Annotated in this window: 16 protein-coding genes; 11 read left to right on the top strand and 5 right to left on the bottom strand. The window is 63.3% G+C overall.

The genetic code is table 11. The features are described 5' to 3' along the window. Nucleotides 1–20: 20 nt before the first annotated feature. Together aguA and PJ259_RS12045 are read right to left on the bottom strand one after the other, a co-directional pair. Nucleotides 21–1,118, bottom strand: a complete 1,098-nt coding sequence (aguA, locus tag PJ259_RS12050) for an agmatine deiminase (RefSeq protein WP_271652969.1) — start codon at nt 1,116–1,118, stop codon at nt 21–23. 255 nt (nt 1,119–1,373) lie between these two features. After that, nucleotides 1,374–2,750 (bottom strand): glutamine synthetase family protein, encoded by a 1,377-nt coding sequence (locus PJ259_RS12045; RefSeq protein WP_007160769.1) that lies wholly within the window; start codon nt 2,748–2,750, stop codon nt 1,374–1,376. Nucleotides 2,751–3,155: 405 nt separating this feature from the next. Between PJ259_RS12045 and PJ259_RS12040 the strand changes: the two genes are divergently transcribed. The 9 genes from PJ259_RS12040 (at nt 3,156) to PJ259_RS12000 (ending at nt 13,020) form a co-directional block, all read left to right on the top strand. Then, on the top strand, nt 3,156–3,905 hold the full coding sequence (locus PJ259_RS12040; protein WP_271652968.1) for a gamma-glutamyl-gamma-aminobutyrate hydrolase family protein: 750 nt from the start codon (nt 3,156–3,158) through the stop codon (nt 3,903–3,905). Nucleotides 3,906–3,941: 36 nt separating this feature from the next. Then, nucleotides 3,942–5,300 (top strand): glutamine synthetase family protein, encoded by a 1,359-nt coding sequence (locus PJ259_RS12035; RefSeq protein ID WP_017640877.1) that lies wholly within the window; start codon nt 3,942–3,944, stop codon nt 5,298–5,300. 22 nt (nt 5,301–5,322) lie between these two features. Continuing rightward, entirely contained in the window at nt 5,323–6,681 is a 1,359-nt protein-coding gene (locus PJ259_RS12030) for an aspartate aminotransferase family protein (RefSeq protein ID WP_231355976.1), read from the top strand. 105 nt (nt 6,682–6,786) lie between these two features. Continuing rightward, nucleotides 6,787–7,884, top strand: a complete 1,098-nt coding sequence (locus PJ259_RS12025; RefSeq protein WP_059316122.1) for a polyamine ABC transporter substrate-binding protein — start codon at nt 6,787–6,789, stop codon at nt 7,882–7,884. Between the two features lie 148 nt (nt 7,885–8,032). Then, complete coding sequence (locus tag PJ259_RS12020) at nt 8,033–9,091, top strand: polyamine ABC transporter substrate-binding protein (protein WP_169853377.1); 1,059 nt, start codon at nt 8,033–8,035, stop codon at nt 9,089–9,091. Between the two features lie 54 nt (nt 9,092–9,145). Next, on the top strand, nt 9,146–10,300 hold the full coding sequence (potA, locus tag PJ259_RS12015; protein ID WP_059316120.1) for a polyamine ABC transporter ATP-binding protein: 1,155 nt from the start codon (nt 9,146–9,148) through the stop codon (nt 10,298–10,300). Further along, nucleotides 10,297–11,205 (top strand): ABC transporter permease subunit, encoded by a 909-nt coding sequence (locus tag PJ259_RS12010; RefSeq protein ID WP_059316119.1) that lies wholly within the window; start codon nt 10,297–10,299, stop codon nt 11,203–11,205. Before potA ends, PJ259_RS12010 begins: the two co-directional genes overlap by 4 nt. Then, complete coding sequence (locus PJ259_RS12005; protein WP_059316118.1) at nt 11,202–12,098, top strand: ABC transporter permease subunit; 897 nt, start codon at nt 11,202–11,204, stop codon at nt 12,096–12,098. Before PJ259_RS12010 ends, PJ259_RS12005 begins: the two co-directional genes overlap by 4 nt. A 127-nt stretch (nt 12,099–12,225) precedes the next feature. Beyond that, nucleotides 12,226–13,020 (top strand): thymidylate synthase, encoded by a 795-nt coding sequence (locus tag PJ259_RS12000; RefSeq protein ID WP_017640870.1) that lies wholly within the window; start codon nt 12,226–12,228, stop codon nt 13,018–13,020. Between the two features lie 17 nt (nt 13,021–13,037). Here the strand turns inward: PJ259_RS12000 and PJ259_RS11995 are convergent, their stop codons facing one another. The 3 genes from PJ259_RS11995 to PJ259_RS11985 form a co-directional block, all read right to left on the bottom strand. Beyond that, on the bottom strand, nt 13,038–13,532 hold the full coding sequence (locus PJ259_RS11995) for a gluconokinase (protein ID WP_271652967.1): 495 nt from the start codon (nt 13,530–13,532) through the stop codon (nt 13,038–13,040). 41 nt (nt 13,533–13,573) lie between these two features. Beyond that, complete coding sequence (locus PJ259_RS11990; RefSeq protein WP_059316116.1) at nt 13,574–14,437, bottom strand: EamA family transporter; 864 nt, start codon at nt 14,435–14,437, stop codon at nt 13,574–13,576. A 69-nt stretch (nt 14,438–14,506) separates the two neighbouring features. After that, on the bottom strand, nt 14,507–14,851 hold the full coding sequence (locus tag PJ259_RS11985) for a hypothetical protein (protein WP_059316115.1): 345 nt from the start codon (nt 14,849–14,851) through the stop codon (nt 14,507–14,509). Nucleotides 14,852–15,079: 228 nt separating this feature from the next. On the opposite strand from PJ259_RS11985, the gene PJ259_RS11980 reads away from it, so the two are divergent. Both PJ259_RS11980 and PJ259_RS11975 read left to right on the top strand, forming a co-directional pair. Further along, nucleotides 15,080–17,524: a Lon protease family protein gene (locus tag PJ259_RS11980; RefSeq protein ID WP_059316114.1), complete on the top strand. Its 2,445-nt coding sequence runs from the start codon at nt 15,080–15,082 to the stop codon at nt 17,522–17,524. A gap of 162 nt (nt 17,525–17,686) precedes the next feature. Beyond that, a complete protein-coding gene (locus PJ259_RS11975; protein WP_007160783.1) occupies nt 17,687–18,028 on the top strand; it encodes a PA4575 family protein in 342 nt (113 codons plus the stop codon). Nucleotides 18,029–18,076: the final 48 nt, after the last annotated feature.

The raw sequence follows: 18,076 nt of genomic DNA, 5'->3' as shown, positions 1-18,076 counted from the left end.
TTTTTCATTTCCGTCGGCAATCAGCGCCCGGTTGGCTGCTGCTGGGTGATGCAATGGATGTTGCCGCCGCCCAGCAGGATCTCGCGGCCAGGCACCTGCACCACCTCGTGCTCCGGGAAGCAGGCCTGCAGTGTACGCAGCGCCTCGGCATCTTCGGGAACGCCAAAGGTCGGTGCGATGATGCCGCCGTTGACGATCAGGAAGTTGACGTAGGAGGCCGCCAGGCGCTCGCCGGCACGACGTGGCTGGGTGCCGAGGCAGGCGTCCACGTCGCGGCATTCGTCCTCGCTGGCGAACAGCGGACCCGGGGTGACGATGCGGTGCACCTTGAAGGTGCGGCCACGGGCATCGGTCTCGCGCTCCAGCACGGCCAGCGCCTCGCGACAGCGGCTGTAGTTGGGGTCGGCCTGGTCGTCGCACCAGCTCAGCAGCACCTCGCCCGGGCGCACGTAGCAGCAGAAATTGTCCACGTGGCCGTTGGTTTCATCGTTGTAGAGACCGTGGGGCAGCCAGATGACCTTGTCCACCGCCAGGTAGTCGCTCAGATAACGCTCGATCTGCGCGCGATCCAGGTGTGGATTGCGGTTGGCGTTGAGCAGGCATTCCTCGGTGGTGATCAGGGTGCCTTCGCCGTCGACATGGATGGAGCCGCCTTCGAGAACGAAATCCGGGGTGCGGTAGCCCGAAAGATTCTCGATTGCCAGGATCTTGCCCGCTACCTGGTCGTCGCGCTGCCAGGGGAAGTAGAGGCCACCGTCCAGGCCGCCCCAGGCATTGAAACTCCAGTCCACTCCGCGCACACCACCCTGGCCATCGCTGACGAAGGTCGGGCCGGTATCGCGGCACCAGGCGTCGTCATTGCTGATTTCCACCACCCGGATATTGGGATGCTGCAGGCGGGCGCGGGCGTTTTCGTACTGCTGCGCCGAGGCACCGATGGTGACCGGCTCGAAGCGGGCGATGGCCTGGGCGACCGCGGTGAAGGCCGCCTGGGCGGGCTTGCCGCCGAGGCGCCAGTTGTCGGGGCGCTCGGGCCAGACCATCCAGATCTGGCGCTGGTCGGCCCATTCGGCCGGCATGTGGAAGCCGTCGGCACGCGGCGTGGTGAGGGTAGTCATGGCGAGGCTCTCCATCCAGAGTCTTCGGGGGGCTGAAAGGGAAAAGTGCCGGCAGATCGCCTCAGGCGCAAAGGCGCGGGCGGGCTGGCGCAGTACGGCGGGAAACGTTCGAGGTCCGCAGTTTATCTCCTGTAACGGTAGGAGCGTCGGCGAGGGTGTTGCGGCGAGCGATGGGGCGATCGACCAGGCTCGGGGCGGGCGGTACGCAGCGCAGGTGCCTGCCGACCGGCGCGGGGCCGGTCGACAGGCATGCGCCTACACGGTGTGCAGGTACCAGTTGTACTCGAGGTCGGAGATGGAGTGTTCGAACTCCTCCAGCTCGTGCTCCTTGCAGGCGACGAAGATGTCGATGTACTTCGGATCGATGTACTCCGCCATCACCGAGCTGTCGTCCAGGTAGCGCAAGGCATCGCGCAGGTTGTTCGGCAGGCTCTGCTCGTGCTGCTCGTAGGAGTTGCCCTCAGTCACCGGACCGGGCTCGATCTGTCGTGTCAAACCGTGGTGCACGCCAGCCAGGACACCGGCCAGCAGCAGGTAGGGGTTGGCGTCGGCGCCGGCTACCCGATGCTCGATGCGGTGCGCTTCCGGTGTACCGGTAGGCACGCGCAGGGCGGTGGTACGGTTGTCCAGGCCCCAGCTCGGTGCATTGGGCACGAAGAACTGCGAGCCGAAGCGGCGATAGCTGTTCACGTTGGGGCAGAGGAAGGCCATGCAGGCGGGCAGGGTCTCGAGCACACCGCCGATGGCGTGACGCAATGCGGCGTTCTGCTCGGGATCCTCGCCGGCAAAGATGTTGCGGCCTTCCTTGTCCAGCAGGGAAATATGCACGTGCAAGCCGTTGCCCGCCTGGCCCGGGTAGGGCTTGGCCATGAAGGTGGTATCCATTTCATGGTCGTAGGCGACGTTCTTGATCAGACGCTTGAGCAGCACGGCGTAGTCGCAGGCCTTGATCGGATCGGCGACGTGATTGAGGTTGACCTCGAATTGCGCTGGCGCTGATTCGGCGACGATGGCGTCGGCCGGAATGCCCTGGGCGCGGGCGCCGTCGATGATGTCCTGCAGGCAGTCGGCGTATTCGTCCAGATCGTCCATGGAGTAGACCTGGACCGACTGGGGACGCTTGCCGGAGATGGGTGAGCGCGGTGGCTGCGGACGGCCGTTGATGTTCTCCTGATCGATCAGATAGAACTCCAGCTCGAAGGCGGCACAGACGGTGAGTCCGAGTTCGTCGAAGCGCTGCACGACCTGGCGCAGGACCTCGCGGGGATCGGCGAAAAAGGGCTCGCCTTCCATCTCGTGCATGGTCATCAGCAGTTGCGCAGTGGGGCGCTTCTGCCAGGGCTCCATGGAGAGGGTGTCGGTGATGGGGAAACAGACGCGGTCGGCATCGCCGATGTCGAGACCGAGACCGGTGCTTTCGACGGTGGAGCCGGTGATGTCGAGGGCAAACAGCGAAGCGGGGAGGTTGATTCCTTTCTCGAAGACTTTGGGCAGATTGTTGCGCTCGATGCGTTTGCCACGCACCACGCCATTCATATCCGCAATCAGAAGATCGACGAACTGAACCTCAGGATGTTCCCTGAGGAAGTCGGTCGCTTCATCCAAACGAACGGCACGCGGGGGTACCGACATGATGAAACACCTTTGCTTTTGGCTGCGCTCGACAAAACGGTTAGCGCCTGACGCGCCTGTTTGCCCAGTGGGCCAACCGCAGTGAGGGCACGAGTGCCCGCTGTCGATCCGACAGCGACCTGAGAGTACGGTCTCGCCTGCGCTCCGACGCTTTGCCAGCGCCCCTGTTAAAAATATCAATCAGCGGAGTTACCACCCTGGAGTCAATCCGAAAGGCGGACCAAAGTCAACTGGCGGCAGCGGCGCTCAAGGGTGGTGCGGAGGTGCCTGTTTTTGGCGCACTCACGGGCAGTCGAGGACCTCTGTTTCGCTGCTTCTGTGCAGAATCTCGAAACTTTTTGGCGGTGGTTGTGAAAAATAACGAACAAGACTAGGCTCGGGTGATCCTGATCACCCCGGTGTCCCATGTCTGCGCTGCCGCTCATTGGTGTCACAGCCTGTACCCGACAACTAGGTCTGCATCCTTTCCATATCGCGGGCGACAAGTATCTGCGTGCGGTGGTGGAGGGGGCCGAAGGCATGCCGCTGGTGATTCCCGCGCTAGCCGATCTGATCGCAACCGAGGCGTTGGTCCAGCGCCTGGACGGTCTGCTGTTCACCGGTTCGCCGTCCAACGTGGAGCCGCAACACTACCAGGGCGCACCCAGCGAGTCCGGTACCCTGCACGATGCGGCTCGTGATGCCGTGACCCTGCCACTGCTGCGTGCGGCCGTGGCGGCCGGTGTGCCGGTGTTGGGCATCTGCCGGGGCTTCCAGGAAATGAACGTGGCCTTTGGCGGCAGCCTGCACCAGAAGGTGCACGAGGCAGGGCCCTTCATGGATCACCGCGAGCGCGGCGAAACCCTGGAGGAGCACTATGGCCTGCACCACCCGGTCGAGGTTCAGCCGGGTGGCCTGTTCGAGGCCCTGGACCTGCCGGCGCGCTTCGAGGTGAATTCCATTCATGGCCAGGGCATCGAGCGCCTGGCACCGGGGTTGCGTGCCGAGGCGCTGGCTCCCGATGGCCTCGTCGAGGCCGTCTCGGTCCATGAGGCCCAGGCCTTCGCCTGTGGCGTGCAGTGGCACCCGGAATGGCAGGTGCGCAGTCATCCCGTGTACCTTGCCCTGTTCCAGGCGTTCGGGAGTGCCTGCAAGGAGCGCGCTGCCCATCGCTGATGTTCTCTATCCCCCGCTCGAACCTTCGAGGTCTTTATGAGCACCCCGCTTGACCGGCTGACCGCCTGGTTGAAAGAACGCAAGATCACTGAAGTGGAATGCCTGGTAGCCGACCTGACCGGCATTGCCCGCGGCAAGATTTCCCCCACCGCCAAGTTCCTCAATGAAAAGGGCATGCGCCTGCCGGAGAGTGTGCTCCTGCAGAGCGTGACCGGGGACTATGTCGACGACGACATCTACTACGAATTGCTCGACCCGGCCGACATCGACATGCACTGTCGCCCGGACGATCGCGCGGTGTTCCTGGTGCCCTGGGCGCTGGAGCCCACGGCCCTGGTGATCCACGATACCTACGACAAGCGCGGCATCCCCATCGAGCTGTCGCCGCGCAATCTGCTGAAAAAGGTGCTCAAGCTCTATGCCGAGCACGGCTGGCAGCCCATCGTCGCGCCGGAAATGGAGTTCTACCTGACCAAGCGCAGCGACGACCCCGATTATCCGCTGCAGCCTCCGGTGGGCCGCTCAGGCCGCCAGGAAACGGGGCGCCAATCCTTTTCCATCGATGCGGCCAACGAATTCGATCCGCTGTTCGAAGACATGTACGACTGGTGCGAGGCCCAGGAGCTGGATCTGGATACCCTGATCCACGAAGAAGGCACCGCCCAGATGGAGATCAACTTCCGTCACGGTGATCCGCTGCACCTGGCCGACCAGATCTTCGTCTTCAAGCGCACCCTGCGCGAGGCCGCGCTCAAGCACAACGTCACCGCCACCTTCATGGCCAAACCCATGACCGGCGAGCCCGGCAGCGCCATGCACCTGCACCAGAGCGTGGTGGATCTCAAGACCGGCAAGACGGTGTTTTCCAACCCCGATGGCAGCATGAGCGAGCTCTTCCTGCACCACATCGGCGGTCTGCAGAAATACATTCCCGAGGCGCTGCCGCTGTTCGCGCCCAACGTGAACTCCTTCCGCCGCTTCCTGCCCGATACCTCGGCGCCGGTCAACGTGGAGTGGGGTGAAGAGAACCGCACCGTGGGCCTGCGGGTACCGGATTCCGATCCGCAGAATCGTCGGGTGGAAAACCGCCTGGCCGGGGCCGATGCCAACCCCTATCTGGCCCTGGCGGCCAGCCTGCTGTGTGGCTACCTGGGCATGGTCGAGAACGTCTCGCCCAGTGCTCCGGTACAAGGCCGCGGCTATGAGCGCCGCAACCTGCGCCTGCCGCTGACCCTGGAAGCCGCCCTGGAGCGCATGGAGCAGTCGGCCACCCTGGAGCGTTATCTGGGGAGTCGTTTCACCCGTGGCTACGTCGCGGTGAAGCGCGCCGAACATGAGAATTACAAGCGCGTGATCAGTTCGTGGGAGCGGGAATTCCTGCTGCTCAGCGTCTGACCGCGATTCAAGGAGAGGCTTCGTGACTACCTTTACCACCGCCCATTGGCAGGACCTGAGTCGCCGGCACCTGCTGGCGCCCTTCACCGATTATCGCCAGCTCAACGAGAAGGGCGCACGCATCATTACCCGTGCCGAGGGCGTGCACCTCTGGGACAGCGAGGGTCAGCGCATCCTCGACGGCATGGCCGGGCTCTGGTGCGTGAACGTCGGCTACGGGCGTGAAGAGCTGGTCGAGGCGGCCAGTCGCCAGATGCGTGAGCTGCCCTACTACAATCTGTTCTTCCAGACCGCCCACCCGCCGGTGCTGGAGCTGGCCAAGGCCATCGCCGAGCTGGCACCGGAAGGCATGAATCACGTGTTCTTCACCGGTTCGGGCTCGGAGGCCAACGATACGGTGCTGCGTCTGGTGCGCCATTACTGGGCAACCAAGGGCCAGCCGGAGAAGCGGGTGGTCATCGGCCGCTGGAATGGCTACCACGGCTCGACCATGGCCGGCGCCAGCCTGGGCGGCATGGCGGCGATGCACGAGCAGGGCGGTCTGCTGCCCGACATCGTGCATATCCCGCAGCCCTACTGGTTCGGTGAAGGCGGCGAGATGAGTCCGGAGGAATTCGGCGTCTGGGCGGCCGATCAGCTGGAGCGGAAGATCCTCGAGGTCGGCGAAGAACGTGTCGCCGCCTTTATCGCCGAGCCCATCCAGGGTGCCGGCGGGGTGATCGTCCCGCCCGAAAGCTACTGGCCGCGAGTGCGCCAGATCCTGGATAAGTACGACATCCTCTTCATCGCCGACGAGGTCATCTGCGGCTTCGGCCGTACCGGCGAATGGTTCGGCAGCCAGTATTACGGCAACGCCCCGGACCTGATGCCCATCGCCAAGGGTCTCACCTCGGGCTACGTGCCCATGGGTGGCGTGGTAGTGCGCGACGAGGTGGTCAAGGTGCTGGACGAGGGCGGCGAGTTCTATCACGGCTTTACCTATTCAGGGCATCCGGTGGCGGCTGCCGTGGCCCTGGAAAACATCCGCATCCTGCGTGACGAGGGCATCGTCGACCGGGTTCGCAGCGCCACGGCACCCTATTTGCAGAAACGCTGGGCGGAGCTGGCGGACCACCCGCTGGTGGGCGAGACCCGCGGCGTCGGGATGGTGGCGGCGCTGGAGCTGGTGCGCGACAAGAAGACGCGAACCAGGTACGAGGGTGGGGCGGGGATGCTCTGCCGCGAGCATTGCTTCCGCAATGGTCTGGTCATGCGTGCGGTGGGCGATACGATGATCATCGCCCCGCCCTTGGTCATCACGCCGGAGTCCATCGACGAGCTCGTCACCCTGGCGCGCCTGAGTCTCGATCAGACCCATGCGGTGCTGCGTCAACGTGGCTAATGGCCGGCAAGGCTTGAGCCTAGCGGCGGACCTTGCCAGACTGCGCGCGGGCGCTGGCCGCGCACCGAATCAAAAGACCAACGATGACTTGAGGAGCACCACCGCATGAATGTTTTTGGCAAGACTCTTCTAGCGCTGAGCCTGGCCGGTCTCTTCGCCGGCAACGCCTCGGCGGACCCCAAGGTCCTGCACGTCTACAACTGGAACGACTACATTGCCGAAGACACCATCGCCAACTTCGAGAAGGAGTCGGGGATCAAGGTGGTCTATGACGTCTACGACAGCAACGAAACCCTCGAGGCCAAGCTGCTGGCCGGCCGTTCCGGCTACGACGTGGTGGTGCCGTCCAACTCCTTCCTGGCCAAGCAGATCAAGGCCGGCGTCTACCAGCCGCTGGACCGATCCAAGCTGCCCAACTATCAGAATCTCGATCCGCAGCTAATGAAGACCCTGGAAGTCAGCGACCCGGGCAACCAGTACGCCATCCCCTACCTGTGGGGCACCATCGGCATCGGCTACAACCCGGCCAAGGTCAAGGCGGCCCTGGGCGATAATGCGCCGGTGGATTCCTGGGACCTGATCTTCAAGCCGGAGAACCTCTCCAAGCTCAAGGGCTGCGGCGTGGCGGTACTGGATTCGCCCACCGAGATCATTCCCGCCGGCCTGCACTATCTCGGCTACAAGCCGGATAGCCAGGATCCCAAGGAGATCAAGGCGGCCGAGGAGCTGTTCCTCAAGGTCCGTCCGTACATCACCTATTTCCACAGCTCCAAGTACATCTCGGACCTGGCCAACGGCAACGTCTGCGTGGCCGTCGGTTATTCCGGCGACATCGCCCAGGCCAAGGCCCGCGCGGCCGATGCCAAGAACGGTGTGACCGTGGCCTACAACATTCCCAAGGAAGGCGCTGGTACCTTCTTCGATACCATGGCCATTCCCAAGGATGCCGAGAATCCCGAGGGCGCGCTCAAGTTCATCAACTACCTGATGGAGCCCAAGGTGATCGCTGCGGTCAGCGACTATGTGCAGTATCCCAACGGCAACAAAGAGGCGACTCCGCTTGTAGCCGAAGAGATCCGCACCAACCCGGGCATCTACCCGACCCAGGAAACCATGAGCAAGCTGTACGCCTTCCCGGATCTTCCGGCCAAGACCCAGCGTCTGATGACCCGCACCTGGACCACCATCAAGTCCGGTAAGTGATGTCTGCCGCCATGTGCGGATAAAAGGACGGCACGCCGGGGTTGCTCCGGCGTGCCGTACGTCTGTATGGACCGCTGAAAGGGTGTCGCCCCGATGCCCACCATGAAAGGAGCCGCCCGTGCTTTCGTTGCGTAAAACCCTGCTGGCCATGACCACCCTGACCGTCATGGGAACTGCTGTCGCCGAGCCGACGGTACGCGTCTACAACTGGAGCGATTACGTCGGCGAGACCACGCTCGAGGATTTCCAGAAGGCCACCGGTATCACCCCGGTCTATGACGTCTTCGATTCCAACGAAACCCTCGAAGGCAAGCTGCTGGCCGGCCATACCGGCTACGACGTGGTGGTGCCTTCGAGCAACTTCCTGGCCAAGCAGATCAAGGCGGGCGCCTTCCAGAAGCTGGACAAGAGCCAGCTGCCGAATTGGCAGAACCTCGATCCGGCGTTGCTCAAGCAACTGGAAAAGAGTGATCCGGGCAATCAATACGGCGTTCCCTACCTGTGGGGCACCAACGGCATCGGGTACAATGTCGACAAGGTCAAGGCTGCGCTGGGAACCGACAAGCTGGATTCCTGGGCCATCCTGTTCGAACCCGAGAACCTCAAGAAGCTGAGCAAGTGCGGTGTCTCCTTCATGGATTCGCCCGATGAGGTCTATCCGGCAGTACTGCAATACCTGGGACTCGACCCCAACAGCACCAACCCTGACGACTACAAGAAGGCCGAGGCACAGCTGCTCAAGGTGCGGCCGTACATCACCTATTTCCATTCCTCCAAGTACATCTCGGATCTGGCCAACGGCAACATCTGTGTGGCCTTCGGTTATTCCGGTGATGTCTTTCAGGCGCGCTCGCGTGCCGAGGAAGCGAAGAAGGGCGTCAACATCGGCTACGCGATTCCCAAGGAGGGTGCGAACCTCTGGTTCGACCTCTTGGCCATCCCCAAGGATGCGAAGAACGTGAAGGAGGCCCATGCCTTCATCAACTATCTGCTGCAGCCCGAGGTGATTGCCAAGGTCAGTGACTATGTCGGCTATGCCAACCCCAATCCCAAGGCAGGCGAGTTGATGAATGCCGAATTGCGGCAGGACGAGACCGTCTATCCGCCACAAGCGGTGATGGACAAGCTTTACGTCATGAAGGAGCTGCCCCCGCAACTCCTGCGCCTGGAAACCCGTAGCTGGACGCGGGTCAAGTCCGGCAAATAACCAACGCTAAGCGGACCGGCCAGGCCGGTCCCCGATTTTCCTGGGGAGATGTACATGGCGACCGCCACCAGTGCCTTCAAGAAAGCCGCCACCGGCGACAAGAAAGCCAAGGAAGTCCTGGTCAAGATCGACCGGGTCACCAAGAAGTTCGACGAAACCGTCGCTGTCGACGACGTCTCCCTGACCATCAACAAGGGCGAGATCTTTGCTCTGCTCGGCGGCTCGGGCTCGGGCAAGTCGACCCTGCTGCGCATGCTGGCCGGCTTCGAGCGACCCAGCGAAGGGCGCATCTTCCTCGATGGCGTGGACATCACCGACATGCCGCCCTACGAGCGGCCGATCAACATGATGTTCCAGTCCTATGCGCTGTTCCCGCACATGAGCGTGGAGCAGAACATCGCCTTTGGTCTCAAGCAGGACAAGCTGCCCAGGGCCGAGATCGACGCACGCGTGGCCGAGATGCTCAAGCTGGTGCACATGACCCAGTACGCCAAGCGCAAACCGCACCAGCTCTCCGGTGGCCAACGCCAGCGGGTAGCCCTGGCACGCTCCCTGGCCAAGCGGCCCAAGCTCTTGCTGCTCGACGAACCCATGGGCGCCCTGGACAAGAAGCTGCGTTCGCAGATGCAGCTGGAACTGGTGGAGATCATCGAGCGCGTGGGCGTGACCTGCGTCATGGTGACCCACGACCAGGAAGAGGCCATGACCATGGCCGAGCGCATCGCCATCATGCACCTGGGTTGGATCGCCCAGGTGGGCAGCCCCATGGACATCTACGAGACCCCGGCGAGCCGGCTGGTCTGCGAGTTCATCGGTAGCGTCAACATCTTCGACGGCGAGCTGACCGACGATGGCGCCGACCACGCCATCATCCACAGCCCGCAGCTGGAACGGCCGATCTACATCGGTCACGGCATCAGCACCCGGGCCCAGGAAAAGCAGGTCACCTTCGCCCTGCGTCCCGAGAAACTGCTGATGGGCACCAGCCTGCCGGCCGATCACGAGCATCCCAACTACAACTGGTGCAGCGGTACCGTGCACGACATCGCCTACCTGGGCGGGCACTCGGTCTATCACGTCAAGCTGGGGACCGGGCCCATCGTGCAGTGCTTCATCGCCAACGCCGAGCGGCTCGGCAAGCGACCCACCTGGGATGACGCCGTGGTGGTGTACTGGGAAGACGACAGCGGCGTGGTACTGCAAGCATGACCAGACCTCCCTTGCTCAAGCGCCTGCTGGATGGCCGCCGCCTGACCATTGGCGTGCCCTTCGTCTGGCTGTTCCTGTTCTTCCTGCTGCCCTTCCTGATCGTGCTCAAGATCAGCTTCTCGGTAGCGGACGTGGCCATTCCTCCCTATACCGAGCTGTTCAGCTACGCCGATCAGCAACTGGATATCGCGCTCAACTTCGGCAACTACATGATGTTCGCCGACGATCCGCTGTATCTGGATGCCTATCTCGGCTCGCTGAAGATGGCCGGTATCAGCACCCTGATCTGCCTGCTGATCGGCTATCCCATGGCCTATTCCATCGCCCGCGCCAGTCGCGAGAAGCAGACGGTGCTGCTGCTGCTGATCATGATGCCGACCTGGACCGCCATCCTCATCCGCGTCTATGCCTGGATGGGCCTGCTCTCCACCAACGGCCTGATCAACAGCTTCCTGATGAATCTGGGGATCATCAGCAGTCCACTGCAGATGCTCAACACCAACTTCGCGGTGTACCTGGGGATCGTCTATTCCTACCTGCCGTTCATGATCCTGCCGTTGTTCGCCAACCTAGTGAAGCACGACCTGACCCTGCTGGAAGCCGCTGGCGACCTGGGAGCCAGCCGTTTCACCAGCTTCTGGAAGATCACCGTGCCGCTGTCCAAGAATGGCATCATCGCCGGCTGCATGCTGGTGTTCATTCCGGCGGTGGGAGAATTCGTCATTCCCGAGCTGCTGGGTGGCCCGGAGACCCTGATGATCGGCCGCGTGCTCTGGCAGGAGTTCTTCAACAACCGTGACTGGCCGGTGGCCTCGGCGCTGGCCGTGGTGATGCTGCTGATCCTGATCGTGCCCATCGTGCTGTTCAACAGGAACCAAGCCAAGGAACTGGAGGGCAAGCTATGAGAGGCCTCAAGTTCACCAACCTGATGCTGGTGCTCGGGCTGCTGTTCATCTACCTGCCGATGGTCATCCTGGTCATCTACTCCTTCAACGAGTCACGCCTGGTGACCGTCTGGGGTGGCTGGTCGGTGAAGTGGTATGTCGGCCTGTTGGACAACACCCAGCTGATGAGTGCGGTGTTCCGCTCCCTGGAAATCGCCTTCTACACGGCCATCTCCTCGGTGATCCTCGGGACCCTGGCGGCCTTCGTGCTGACCCGCATCCCACGCTTCCGTGGCCGCACCGTGTTCGGCGGCATGGTCACGGCGCCGCTGGTAATGCCCGAGGTGATCACCGGTCTGTCGCTGCTGCTGCTGTTCGTCTCCATGGCGCAGCTGATCGGCTGGCCGCAGGACCGCGGCGTGACCACCATCTGGATCGCCCACACCAGCTTCTGTGCCTCCTATGTGGCGGTGGTGGTGTCTTCGCGCCTACGCGAACTGGACCTGTCCATCGAAGAGGCGGCCATGGACCTGGGCGCACGCCCCTGGAAGGTGTTCCTGCTGATCACCATTCCCATGATCGCGCCGTCGCTGGCGGCGGGTGGCATGATGTCCTTCGCCCTGTCGCTGGACGACCTGGTGCTGGCGAGCTTCGTGTCCGGTCCCGGCTCCACTACGCTGCCCATGGAGGTGTTCTCCGCGGTGCGCCTGGGCGTGAAGCCGGAGATCAATGCCATTGCCAGCCTAATCCTGCTGGCGGTCTCGCTGTTCACCTTCTTCGCCTGGTATTTCACCCGGCGTGCCGAGAAGAAGCGCCTGCAGGGGCTGCAGGAGGCCATGGACGCCACGGCCTCGGAGATCACCCAGCGCGAACGCGAGACAGCGACCCTCACGGCGCCGCCGGCCAACAGCTAACAGCTAAGCGACGAGAAGCGGCCTTCGGGCCGCTTTTTTGTGCCCCGCTGCTGGCTGCGACAAGCGCGACCGCTCCCGCAGGGCGCGATTTGATACCATTTGGCTTTTGCCAGGTAGCGCTCCCGCCATGAAACAGTACCTCGACCTGATGCGCCACGTGCGTGAACACGGCACCTTCAAGAGCGACCGCACTGGCACCGGGACCTACAGCGTCTTCGGCTACCAGATGAGATTCGACCTGGCCGAGGGCTTTCCCCTGGTCACCACCAAGAAATGTCATCTGCGATCCATCATCCATGAGCTGCTGTGGTTCCTGCAGGGCGAGACCAATATCCGCTACCTGAAGGACAACGGCGTCTCCATCTGGGACGAATGGGCCGACGAGAACGGTGAGCTGGGACCGGTCTACGGCTACCAGTGGCGCAGCTGGCCGGCACCGGATGGTCGCCATATCGACCAGATCGCCGGGGTGGTGGACATGATCCGCGCCAAGCCCGATTCACGCCGGCTGATCGTCTCGGCCTGGAACCCGGCGCTGGTGGACGAGATGGCGTTGCCGCCGTGCCATGCACTGTTCCAGTTCTATGTCGCCGACGGCCGCCTGAGCTGCCAGCTCTATCAGAGATCCGCCGACATTTTCCTCGGCGTACCCTTCAACATCGCCAGCTATGCGCTCCTGACCCTGATGGTCGCCCAGGTGACCGGTTTGCAGCCTGGCGAATTCATCTGGACCGGAGGTGATTGCCATCTCTATGCCAATCACCTGGAGCAGACCGATCTGCAGCTGACCCGCGAACCGCTGCCGCTGCCGACCATGAAGCTCAATCCGGCGGTCCAGGACCTGTTTGCCTTCCGCTTCGAGGATTTCGAGCTGGAAGGCTACCAGGCCCATCCGCACATCAAGGCACCGGTCGCGGTCTGACGCCGTAACCGCTGCGCTCAGGCGCTGCGGTCGTGCTCCAGCACCTCGTCCACCAGTTGCTCAGGCGGCTTGCGTACGTCCAGTACCTGGGCCTCCAGGTGGTCGGGTGCTTCCAGGGTATCGAGTTGGCTCTGCAACAGCTTGGGATCGAAGAAGTGCCCACGGCGGCTGCCGATACGCTCGGCGAGCAGCTCCGGGGAGCCCTTGAGAAACAGCAGGCGCACGCCTTCGAGACCGTTCAGCAGGCGATCGCGATAGACCTTCTTCAACGCCGAGCAGGCGAACACCCGGGTGGTGCCCTCGGCTCGCGCCTGCTGCATGGCATCGTGGATGGCATCCAGCCAAGGCCAGCGATCCTCGTCGGTGAGGGCGATGCCTTTGGCCATCTTGTCCTTGTTGGCCTGGCTGTGAAAGGTGTCGGCATCGTCGAAACGACAGCCCAGCCGGCTGGCCAGGAGTTCGCCCAGGGTAGTCTTGCCACTACCCGAAACGCCCATTATCAGATAGATCATCGTCGGCACTCCGCTTGAGGGTTCGCCTCGTTATAGAGTCCCTAGAGCGGCGTTTGCTCCGGAGTCAGGCGGCTGCTCCAGGTGGCGCCGATCGATGCCACGATGATGCAGGCGAGGGCGAACCACTGGGCGACGCCGAGGATCTCGCCGAGGAATACCCAGCCGGAGAGCGCGCCCAGCGCGGGCTCCAGACTCATCAGGGTGCCAAAGGTAGAGGCGGGCAGGCGGGTCAATACGACCATTTCCAGGGCGTAGGGGATGGCCGTGGACATCAGCGCCAGGGCCAGTGCCAACGGCCAGATTTCCGGTATCAAGAGGTTGCTGCCGCTGTGCAGGATGCCGATGGGCAGGATGACCAGGGCGGCGATGGTGGCGCCAAAGGCTACCGTGGCAGTGCCATGGACCGCGCCCGCGCGCTTGCCCAGCACGATGTACAGGGCCCAGCAGGCACCGGCGCCCAGGGCCAGGGCGGTACCCAGAGGGTCCAACGCCGAGGCGCTGTGGCCGAACGGCAACAGCACGGCCAGGCCGGCGACCACCAGGACGATCCATAACAGGTCCAGCCAGCGGCGCAGCGCACACAAGGCCACCACCAGAGGGCCGACGAATTCCAGGCCGACGGCGATGCCGATCGGCAGCCGCTGCATGGCCATGTAGATGGTCAGGTTCATCACACCCATGGCGACACCATAGCCCAGCAGGCTGCCCAGGGCCTCGCGACGAAAGTTGCGCCAGGGCCGCAACACGATCAGCAGCACCAGGGCGGCGAAGATCAGGCGGAGGGTGGTAACGCCGACCGGGTCGAGGCGCAGGAACAGGGTCTTGGCCAGACTCGCACTGGTCTGGATGGAGGTCATGGCGACCAGCAGCAGGGCGACGGCGAACAGCGGCGAACGGGCAGACATCAGCAGGGCTCGACAAGCGGGCCCGCCAGCATAGGTCATCCTATCCACGCTGCAAGGTTGGCTGTGACCTCAACGTGTTTTGGAGCGCAGGTGCAGTTGCTCGGCGCCTTCGCGGTTTTCCCGAACCTGGTCCATGAAGCGTTGTTGTTCTTCGCGCTGGGCCACCTGCACGCACTGTGCGTAGCCTGCGTCCCAGCCCTGTTGATAGGGCTTCTCCGCGGCGAAGCGGCGCGCATCCTTGTGCTCGTACCCTATGCCGTTGACCGCCTGCTTGCCGGTCTGGCAGCCGTCGCTGAAGCCGTCGGCATAGGCCGGCGGATAGCCTTTGGCGATCAATTGGTCGTGATAGCTGGTACAGGCCGCGAGCGCGGACAGCAGGGCGAACAACGGTATGAAACGACGAGAGACAGCCATCGGGCCTCCTCACGGGATCCTACGACTGATCCCCATGAACAGAGCTTAGTTGGCGGCTGGTGAGAAATTCGTCAAAAAACGCTGCCACTGAAAAATACCGACGGACGTTGCAGTCGTGTGTTCGAGACGCGCTGCCGAAAGCGACCGCGGCGCGCTACTTGCCTTGCCTCGGTTGTCATCCCGGTCGCAGAATGCGGACACTGCCTGCATGCCTGACAAGGACTTACGATGCACGATCCCGTCGCGGCCGGTCTCCGGCTCGCTCCCGATGAGCTGACCCGCCCTTTCGCTCCCGAACAATTCTCCTTCGCCGATACCGATCAGCTCGAACCCTTCCGCGGCATCCTGGGCCAGGAGCGTGCGGTAGAGGCGCTGCAGTTCGGGGTGGCCATGCCCCGGCCCGGCTACAACGTCTTCGTCATGGGCGAGCCGGGCACCGGCCGCTTCTCCTTCGTTCAGCGCTACCTCAAGGCCGAAGCCAAACGCCAGCCCACGCCGAACGACTGGGTGTACCTGAATCATTTCGAAGAGCCGCGCGCTCCCGGCGCCCTGGAACTGCCACCTGGTGAAGGCGAGGCCTTCGTGGCCGACATGGCGCAGTTCATCGACAACCTGCTGGCCACCTTTCCGGCGGTGTTCGAGCATCCGGCATTCCAACAGAAGAAGAACGCCATCGAGCGCGCGTTCAATCAGCGCTACGACCAGGCCCTGGACGTGGTGGAAAAGCTCGCGCTGGAAAAGGAGATCGCCCTCTATCGCGATGCCAACAATGTCGCCTTCACGCCGATGAAGGAGGGCAAGGCGCTGGATGAAGCCGAATTCGCCCAGCTGCCCGAGGCCGAGCGCGAACGCTTTCACGCCGATATCTCCAGTCTCGAAGAACGTCTCAACGAAGAGCTGTCCAGCCTGCCGCAATGGCGGCGCGAGTCGAGCAACCAGCTGCGGGCGCTGAACGAGGACACCATCATCCAGGCCCTGCAGCCGCTCCTGGCGCCGCTGTCGGAGAAGTACAACGACAACCCCGGCGTCTGTGCCTATCTGCAGGCCATGCAGGTGGATCTGCTCAAGACGGTGGTCGAGCAGCTGGCCGACGACGCCAAGCCCGACATGCAGCGGCGCAAGGAACTGCGCGAGCAGTACGAGCCCAATCTCATCATCGGCCACCATGTCACCGGGGGCGCCCCGGTGGTGTTCGAGCCCCATCCGACCTACGACAACCTCTTCGGCCGCATCGAATACCAGTCCGACCAGGGGGCGCTCTACACCAACTATCGCCAGCTGCGCCCGGGTGCGTTGCATCGCGCCAATGGCGGTTTCCTGATCGTCGAGGCGGACAAGCTGCTGACCGAGCCCTTCGTCTGGGACGCGCTCAAGCGTGCCCTGCATTCACGCCAGCTGAAGATGGAGTCGCCGCTGGCCGAGCTGGGGCGACTCACCGCCATGAGCCTGGCGCCGCAGCAGATTCCGCTGCAGCTCAAGGTCATCATCATCGGCTCGCGCAACATCTACTACACCCTGCAAGAGCTGGATTCGGACTTCCAGGAGATGTTCCGGGTGCTGGTGGACTTCGATGAAGAGCTGCCGCTGCGCGACGAGAGCCTGGAGCAGTTCGCCCAGTTGCTCAAGACGCGCACCTCGGAAGAGGGCATGGCGCCTCTGACTTCGGCCGCGGTGGCGCGTCTGGCCACCTACAGCGCCCGGCTGGCCGAACACCAGGGGCGGCTGTCGGCGCGCATTGGCGATCTCTTCCAGCTGGTCAGCGAAGCCGATTTCATCCGCCATCTGGCCGGTGACGAGCGCACCGACAAGGGCCATGTGGAGCGCGCCCTCAAGGCCAAGGAAACCCGCACCGGACGCGTCTGCGCCCGGGTGCTGGACGACATGCTCACCGGGCTTATCCTCATTGACACCCAGGGCGCCGCGGTGGGCAAGTGCAACGGTCTGACGGTGCTGGAAGTGGCCGACTCCGCCTTTGGCATGCCGGCGCGCATCTCCGCCACCGTCTACCCGGGCGCCAGCGGCATTCTCGACATTGAGCGCGAGGTCAGCCTGGGCCAGCCCATCCACTCCAAGGGCGTGATGATCCTGACCGGTTACCTGGGGAGTCGCTATGCCCAGGAATTTCCGCTGTCGATCTCGGCCAGCATCGCCCTGGAGCAGTCCTATGGCTATGTCGATGGCGACAGTGCCTCCCTTGGCGAGGCCTGCACCCTGATCTCCGCGCTGTCGCGCACACCGCTCAAGCAGTGCTTCGCCATCACCGGCTCCATCAACCAGTTCGGGGAAGTGCAGCCAGTCGGTGGTGTGAACGAGAAGATCGAAGGCTTCTTCCGCCTCTGCAAGGCCCGTGGCCTGACCGGCGAGCAGGGCGTGATCATCCCACGCGCCAACGTGACCAATCTGATGCTCGACGAAACGGTGCTGGAAGCGGTCCGCGAGGGGCTGTTCCATGTCTATGCCGTACGTCAGGCGGACGAGGCCCTGTCGCTGCTGGTGGGTGAGCCTGCCGGTGCGCCCGATGCCAAGGGCCGCTTCCCCGATGGCAGCGTGAATGCCCGTGTGGTGCAGCGTCTCAAGGAAATCGCCGAGCTCGAGCTGGAAGATGAACTGGCCGACAAACTCAGTGATAACTCCCAGGCAAAAGGGAAAAACAACGAAGCGGAGGAGAACTGAGGTCCAGGGGGCGGGTCGGATTTTGTACAAGGCGTCGTAGCCCAAGTAGCACGGCGCCCAGACCCGCTTGCCCCCTGTTGACCAACAGGGTTGTCCACAGCCTCTGTGGATACCTCTGGCCCTAGGACCGGCGAGCATCGAGCGCTTCGAGAGGATGACGCCATGTCCCGCACCATTACCCTGATCCGCCCCTGCCTGGGCCTCGTCACCCGTATCGAATGCGAAATCAAGCCGCTCGGTCAGGAGCAGGGCCTTTGGACCCTGCTGTGCGCCGCTGGCCTCAACGGTCAGCAGCCTACCGCCATCAAGGCGCAGGGCCCCTTCCATGGTCCCAAGGCCGCTGAAGGCGTCATGACCGCCATTGCCGAGAATCTGGTCGAGCAGGGCTACATCCAGGTCGAAGAGACCCAGATCTGGCGCCTGCACATGCAAAGCGAGCTGCGCAAGATGAACGGCGAGCGCGCCCATCAGCAGGTGCGTTTTCAGGTCGGCCCCGACGCCTGAGTCAGGTACAACCTGCCGCATTGGTCCGCCTGCAACGCCCCGGTATAC

It is taken from the genome of Pseudomonas sp. JBR1, assembly GCF_028198185.1.
GTDB lineage: Bacteria > Pseudomonadota > Gammaproteobacteria > Pseudomonadales > Pseudomonadaceae > Chryseomonas > Chryseomonas oryzihabitans_E.
Note: the sequence above shows the minus strand (reverse complement) of the source record. Positions and strands in the feature narration are given on the sequence as shown.